Below are 6803 nucleotides of genomic sequence, written 5' to 3' on the forward strand. Positions count from 1 at the left end.
CACATGTCGACGCCGTACAGTGTCTCGCTGAACAACCAACCATCCTTCCCCGCCGCCGATGTGACCGGCGTCATACGGCAGGGCCGGGACAACTGATAAACGTTGGGGCTTCGTCGTGATGTGTGCTGGTGCCACCGGACCGAAGGTGTAAGGGAATGGGCGTTCGTGGGCGCAAGCCGGAACGTAAGCGCGGCCGCGGGATACGCAAGCACAACCGCAAGCGGTGGATCATCGCGATCTCGGTCTCGGTCGTGGTCCTGCTGGTCGGTGGTGCCGGCGCGATCTACCTCAAGCTCAACGCGAACATCGCGACGTTCGACTCCGCCGGCCTGAGCAAGAACCGCCCGGCCGAGGCCGACGCCGACGCCGACGGCAACAAGGCGGTCAACGTCCTGCTGATCGGCTCCGACACCCGCGCCGGCGACAACGGCAAGCTCGGCGGCTCCGCGTCAGGAGCGATCGGCCGCTCCGACACCACGATCCTGCTGCACGTCTACCCCGACCACAAACACGCGGTGGGCATCTCCATACCCCGCGACTCGCTGGTCGACATACCCCCCTGCCTGCTCCCGGACGGCAAGTGGTCGCTGGACCAGCCGTCGGCGATGTTCAACTCCGCCTTCTCCATGGGCAACACAGAGAAGGGCAATCCGGCCTGCACGCAGAACACCATAGAGAAGCTGTCCGGGCTGCGGGTGGACCACACCATGGTGGTCGACTTCGAGGGCTTCGCGTCCATGACCTCCGCCGTCCACGGCGTCGAGGTCTGCGTCCCGAACGACATCTACCAGGGCGACATGAACCCCAACCTCGGCCACAAGGGCAAGATCGTCCTCAAGGCCGGGATGCAGAACCTCCAGGGCCAGCAGGCGCTGGACTACGTCCGGGTCAGGCACGGCGTCGGCGACAACTCCGACGTCGGCCGCATGCTGCGGCAGCAGGCCTTCCTTTCCGCGCTGATCAGCAAGGTCAAGGGCCAGGGCATGGACCCCACGACGCTGCTGCCGCTGGCCAACGCGGCGACCAAGTCGCTCACCGTGGACCCGGGTCTGGGCAGCGCCGCGAAGCTGATGTCCTTCGGCCTGTCGCTCAAGGGCATCGACCTGAAGAACATCCAGTTCATCACCGCGCCCTGGAAGTACACCGGCGCCCGCATAGACCTGGTCCACCCCGACGTGGACGACCTGTTCGCCGAGCTGCGCGCCGACCGTACCCTCCAGGGCGTCAACGCCTCCGGCAAGACCGGCGCTCCCAAGCCGTCGCCCAGCGCGACGGTGGACGGCACCGGCATCATGGTCTCGGTCTACAACGGCACCACCACGGGCGGGCTCGCCGGCAAGGCCGCGGACATGCTGAAGGCCGACAACTTCAACGTGATGAACTCGACGAACGCCAAAACCAAGGACCACGCGGTGACCCGGATCGAGTACGGGCCCCGCGCCGGGGCCCACAACCACGCGGCCACGCTCGCCAAGCTGATACCCCCCCCGGAGCTGGTNCCCCCCCCCCCCCCCCCCGCCCCCCCCCCCCCCCCCCCCCCCCCCCCCCCCCCCCAAGACGCAGGCGGACACGGTCGCGAAGCTCTTCCCCGGCGCGGAGCTGGTCCAGCTCGACACGAGCGGGGTCAACGTGGTGCTCGGAGCGGATTACGCGGCTGTCGCCGCGAAGGGGGGGACGGCGTCCGCGACGCCGAAGCCGCTTCCCACCGACCTCAGCAAGCAGGCGCGGTCCGCTGACGCGGACCCGTGCTCCAAGCTGTCCTACGGGTGACCGCCCGCGCCCTGGGGTGAGTGCCACGTGCGGTGGCACATCGCACGTGCGGTGCGTTTCGGCCGGCCGCGCGGTTCCCCGCGCCGCAGCAGGCGGAACGCCACCGCGGGTGGCAGCCCCTCAGGGGCGGGGCCACCCGCGACGGCGGAGGTGGTCGTCAGCCGCTCAGCTCGCCGCGGGCGAAGTGCGCTGGGGGAGCAGGGGCTTGCACGTGTTGTAGGCCTGAGCCGTCTTCGGATCGGCGGTGTCGATCCCGCCGGACATCCCCCCGCGAGGGGACCGGCTCGCCCCGGGCGGCGCGGTCGGCAGCGTCACCCCGTGATCCTTGAGGCAGCTCGTGAACGCCTGGAAGGCACTGCTGTCGGCGCCGCCCCCGGCGCCCCCACCGCGGCCGTTGAACTGCGGCCGCAGCGACGCGCAGGCCTCCGCCGCCGCCTTCGTCTTCGGGTCGGCCGACGCCCCCGCGCCGCCGCCGAAGCCGGGGAAGCCCCCGCCGCCGCTGGGCCGCCCCGAGGGCCGGCCCGAGGGGCGCCCGGTCCCGGTGCGCGGCGCGAAGCTCGGCAGCTGCACCCCGTGCTGCGACAAACAGTCGCGATACGCCTCCATCGACCCGGACGCGGCCACCGTCGCCGACCCCGACGGCTTCGCGGACGAGGAGCCCGACGAGCCCGAGGAGCACGCGGCGAGCAGGAGCATTCCCGAGGCGAGGACGGCGACGGACGCGCCGGCCCGCTGTGCGGTGGTGGGGGTCCAGGTCATGGCCGGAGTCTCCTCGGGAGCGGTGGGGTCGGAGTCTGAACGGCCGCCCTACGTGTGCGCGCGGGGATGACGGTGGCCAACGCAGGGCGGCAGCCCATGACTGAACCGCACTCAGGTAGGCGCCGCCCGGGCGCCACCTGTGAGTTCCCGGGGAACAGACCGCCCACCGCCGCCCGGATCCGGCACGCCCGCGCCCGACTCGCGGCGTATCACCGTGAAGAAGGGCTTTGCGCTCCCAGGAAACCCGCAGTTTCCTCCCAGGGCTTCAAAGGCGTGGGACGCGAGGATGCGGGCCATGAAGGTGCTCCCACGGCGGCGCAGGGCCGCCCTGATCAACTCGGTGCTCGGCGTGGTCGTCCTCGCGGGCGCCGGCGGCGCCTACGCGGCCGTGCACGACGACGGCAGCACGTCCGGCGGCACCGGCAAGGCCCGGGTGGCGACCGTCACCAAGGGCACGGTGCTGGCCACGGTCTCCGGCTCCGGCACGCTCGCCTCCCCGAGCGACGCGGGGCTGAACTTCACCACCGGCGGCACGCTCACCCAGGTGAAGGTCAAGCCGGGTGACAAGGTCGAGAAGGGCCAGGTGCTGGCCAAGGTCGACGCCACCGACGCGAAGGCGACGCTCCAGCAGGACCAGGCCTCGCTGACCGCGGCCGAGGCGAATCTGACGAAGGTCGAGGCGGGCGAACTCCCGGCCTCCACCGGCAGTTCCGGCTCCTCCGGCCGCAACTCCACGCCCGCCCCGTCGCCGACCCCCACCGTCGACGCCGCCCAACTCGCACAGGCCCAAGCCCAGTTGACGCAGGCGCAGAACGCGGTGGACGCGGCTCAGCGCGCGGTCGACGGCACCACGCTCAAGGCCCCGGTGGCCGGCACGGTGGCCTCGGTGGCGGCGGCCAAGGGCGAGTCGGTGTCGGGCACGGGCGGCAGCAGTTCGGGCTCGGGTGCCGGCTCGGGCGGCAGCTCCGGCTCCGCGTCGTCCGGTTCCACGTCCTCCAGCGGTTCGCTCAGCGGCTTCATCGTGCTGACCAACCCGGCCGGCATGCAGGTGACCGCGGACTTCTCCGAGGCCGACTCGCTCAAGGTCAAGCCCGGCCAGGCCGCGACCGTCACGCTGAACGCCGAGTCCGGCACCGTCCTGGACGCCAAGGTGCTGTCGGTCAGTTCGCTCCCGGTGAGCAGCAGTTCGAGTTCCGGCTCCGGCTCCTCGGGCAGCGCCGTGCAGTACGCGGCCACGCTCCGGATCACCAGTGACACCTCGAACCTGCGGACCGGCCTGAGCGCCAGCATCCAGGTCACCACCGGCTCGGCCAGCGACGCGCTCAGCGTGCCGACCGCCGCGGTGACCGGCACCGGCGCCAACCGCTCGGTCCTGGTCGTCAACGCCGACGGGTCCACCACCCGTACCGCCGTGACGGTCGGTGTCGAGGGCGACAGCACCGACCAGATCAGCAGCGGCCTGACCGAGGGCCAGCAGGTGCAGATCCCGACGGTCGCCTCGACCGGCAGCAACGGCTTCCCGAGCGGCGCCTTCCCCGGCGGCCTCGGCGGCGGCACCGGCCGCTTCGGCGCGGCAGCCGGCGGTGCGGGCGGCAGCCTTCGCGGCGCCGGCGGCGGTGGCCGCGGATGAGGCTCGGCCTGGGCAGGACCGGCGCCCACCGCAGGGACACGGAAGAGGAACCGCCGCAGGACGACGGCCCCTGGGGACCGCCACCGGTCATCGAGGTGCGCTCGCTGCTCAAGACGTACGGCCACGGCGACGCGACCGTACGCGCCCTGGGCGGCCCGCCCGACCCGGCGACCGGTGTGTCGCCCGGCGTCGACCTGCTGGTCGAACAGGGCGACATGGTCGCGGTGATGGGCAGCTCGGGGTCCGGCAAGTCCACCCTGATGAACATCCTCGGCTGCCTCGACGTGCCGACCTCCGGGCGCTACCTGCTGGACGGCATCGACGTCGGCGGCCTCGACGAGCACCAGCTCTCCCTGGTGCGCAACCGCAAGATCGGCTTCGTGTTCCAGTCGTTCAACCTGGTGCCGCGCACCCCCGCGCTCGCGCAGGTCGAACTCCCGCTCGCCTACGCGGGGGTGAGGACCGCCGAGCGGCGGCGGCGCGCGCTGGCCGCACTCGCCCTGGTCGGCCTCGCCGACCGGGTCGACCACCGGCCCAACGAACTGTCCGGTGGGCAGCAGCAGCGGGTCGCGGTGGCCAGGGCGCTGGTCACCGCGCCCGCGATGCTGCTCGCCGACGAGCCGACCGGCAACCTGGACAGCCACAGCACGGAGGAAGTGCTCTCGATCGTGGACCGGCTCAACGCGTCGGGGCGCACCGTCGTCCTGATCACCCACGAGGACGAGGTCGCCCGGCACGCCAAGCGCGTCGTGCGGCTGGTCGACGGGCAGGTGGTCACCGACGTACGGCAGGCGCCGGTGGACGGGCCGCCGCCCGCGCTGCGCGACCCCGCGGTCTTCGCCTCGCACTCCCCGCAGGCCCAGGCGCAGGCGCAGGCGCTCAGCAGGGCCGGGGGTGCGTCCCGGTGAACCCCTTCGAGACGCTGCGCTTCGCGGTCGGCGGCCTGGCCGCCAACAAGGTGCGCTCCGCGCTGACCATGCTGGGCGTGCTGATCGGCGTCGCCGCCGTGATCATCCTGCTGGCGGTCGGCAACGGCTCCTCGCAGTCGGTCAAGGACTCCATCGAGAAGCTCGGCACCAACTCGCTCACCGTCTCCCCGGGTTCCGGCAGCGGCTTCGGCGGCGGCGCGGGCGGCGGGCGCGGCGGCAGCAGCGCGACCAGCACCAAACCGCTGACCGTGGACGACGCCCGCGCGCTGGCCGACCCGGCGTCTGCGCCGCACATCAAGTCGGTCGCCCCCGAGGTCACCACCTCGCAGACCGCGATCTACGAGGGCACCTCGCACACCGTCAGCCAGGTCGTCGGCACCTACCCGGCGTACTTCGAGGCGTCCAACAGCAAGGTGGACAAGGGCGACTACTTCTCCGCCGACGATGTGCTCAACTCCCGCAAGGTGGCGGTGATCGGCTCGACCACCGCCACCGACCTGTTCGGCACGGCGAGCCCGGTCGGCAAGAAGGTCGTCATCGGCGGCACCCCCTTCACAGTGGTCGGTGTGCTGGCCACCAAGGGCGGCACGGGCTTCCAGGACCCGGACGACACGGTGGTCGCCCCGCTGCGGACCGTGCAGAACGCCTTCACCGGCTTCGGCCCGGTCAGCCAGATCCTGGTCCAGGCGGCGTCCGCGGGCGCCACGACCCCCGCGCAGAACGAGATCACCACCGTGCTGATGGGCACCCACGGCATCAAGGACGCCAGCGCGCTGGACTTCCGGGTCAGCAGCCAGGAGTCACTGCTGAGCACCCAGTCCGACACCAACAAGACCTTCACGGTGCTGCTGGGCGCGGTCGCCGCGATCTCGCTGCTGGTCGGCGGGATCGGCATCACCAACATCATGCTGGTGACGGTGACCGAGCGGACCCGGGAGATCGGCATCCGCAAGGCGATCGGCGCGCCCAGGGGCGTCATCCTCGGGCAGTTCCTGGCCGAGTCGACGCTGCTGTCGCTGACCGGCGGCGGCCTGGGGGTCGTCGCGGGTCTGATCGGCTCGCACTTCAGGATCGTCGGCATCACACCGGTCGTCATACCGGCGTCGGTGTGGGGTGCCTTCGCCATCGCCGTGGCCATCGGCCTGTTCTTCGGCAGCTACCCGGCCAACCGGGCGGCGAGCCTGCGGCCCATCGAGGCCCTGCGGCACGAGTGACAGCACTGAGCCTTCACCGGGCTGCACAGACAGACAAGGCCGTACAGACAGACGAGAGGGAGAAGCCGAGATGGCGCGACGCCGTTCCGAGCTGGTCAGGACGGACGACTCCGGCACGGATCTGCTGCCGCTCGTCCCGGAGGAGGGCACCGGCGGGATCGAGATCCGGCGCGGTTCTGAAGTGATCGAGGGCGGCCACGGCGGGCCGCCCGCGCAGAGCCCCGAGGACGTACTGGCCGAGCCGCCGGACGCCCGTGACATCTCCGCCGAGCTGGCCGCGCCGCCGCGCCGCAAACTGCCGTGGCTGACGCTGCTGCTGTCGGCAGGGGTCGTCGCCGTGGCCGCCTTCACGGGCGGCGCGCTGGTCGAGAAGCACCACCTGGACGGCACGGCGTCCGCCCGCAACCCCTTCTCGTCCTTCACCGGGGCCCGGGGCGGTACGGGCACGGGCGCGGGTACGGCTGCCGGCCGCGGCTTCGGTGGCGCGGGCGGTACGGGGGC

6 protein-coding genes are annotated in these 6803 nt (G+C 72.1%); 5 read left to right on the forward strand and 1 reads right to left on the reverse strand.

Annotated elements, in window-relative coordinates:
* Window positions 1-155: 155 nt before the first annotated feature.
* Window positions 156-1736 carry an LCP family protein gene (locus V7E46_RS00930; RefSeq protein ID WP_333766581.1) on the forward strand — a complete coding sequence of 527 codons (1581 nt, stop codon included), beginning with the start codon at window positions 156-158 and terminating at the stop codon, window positions 1734-1736.
* Window positions 1737-1935: 199 nt separating this feature from the next.
* Here the strand turns inward: V7E46_RS00930 and V7E46_RS00935 are convergent, their stop codons facing one another.
* On the reverse strand, window positions 1936-2529 hold the full coding sequence (locus tag V7E46_RS00935) for a hypothetical protein (protein WP_333766582.1): 594 nt from the start codon (window positions 2527-2529) through the stop codon (window positions 1936-1938).
* Between the two features lie 295 nt (window positions 2530-2824).
* Between V7E46_RS00935 and V7E46_RS00940 the strand changes: the two genes are divergently transcribed.
* From V7E46_RS00940 to V7E46_RS00955, 4 genes are all read left to right on the forward strand, one after another.
* A complete protein-coding gene (locus V7E46_RS00940) occupies window positions 2825-4159 on the forward strand; it encodes an efflux RND transporter periplasmic adaptor subunit (RefSeq protein WP_333766583.1) in 1335 nt (444 codons plus the stop codon).
* Window positions 4156-5067, forward strand: coding sequence for an ABC transporter ATP-binding protein (locus V7E46_RS00945; RefSeq protein WP_333766584.1), 912 nt, complete (start codon window positions 4156-4158; stop codon window positions 5065-5067). The genes V7E46_RS00940 and V7E46_RS00945 overlap by 4 nt, the downstream gene beginning before the upstream one ends.
* Window positions 5064-6302 carry an ABC transporter permease gene (locus V7E46_RS00950; protein WP_333766585.1) on the forward strand — a complete coding sequence of 413 codons (1239 nt, stop codon included), beginning with the start codon at window positions 5064-5066 and terminating at the stop codon, window positions 6300-6302. The genes V7E46_RS00945 and V7E46_RS00950 overlap by 4 nt, the downstream gene beginning before the upstream one ends.
* Before the next feature lie 70 nt (window positions 6303-6372).
* A partial coding sequence (locus V7E46_RS00955) for a hypothetical protein (RefSeq protein WP_333766586.1) occupies window positions 6373-6803 on the forward strand: 431 nt, incomplete at its 3' end.

Origin of the sequence: Streptomyces sp. IBSBF 2435 (assembly GCF_036815005.1) — a bacterium.
Taxonomy (GTDB): Bacteria; Actinomycetota; Actinomycetes; order Streptomycetales; family Streptomycetaceae; genus Actinacidiphila.

Bases quoted from the DNA above. Each gene is read 5' to 3' on its own strand.
- V7E46_RS00935 (WP_333766582.1), bottom strand. From the start codon at position 2,529: ATGACCTGGACCCCCACCACCGCACAGCGGGCCGGCGCGTCCGTCGCC.
- V7E46_RS00945 (WP_333766584.1), top strand. From the start codon at position 4,156: ATGAGGCTCGGCCTGGGCAGGACCGGCGCCCACCGCAGGGACACGGAA.
- V7E46_RS00940 (WP_333766583.1), top strand. From the start codon at position 2,825: ATGAAGGTGCTCCCACGGCGGCGCAGGGCCGCCCTGATCAACTCGGTG.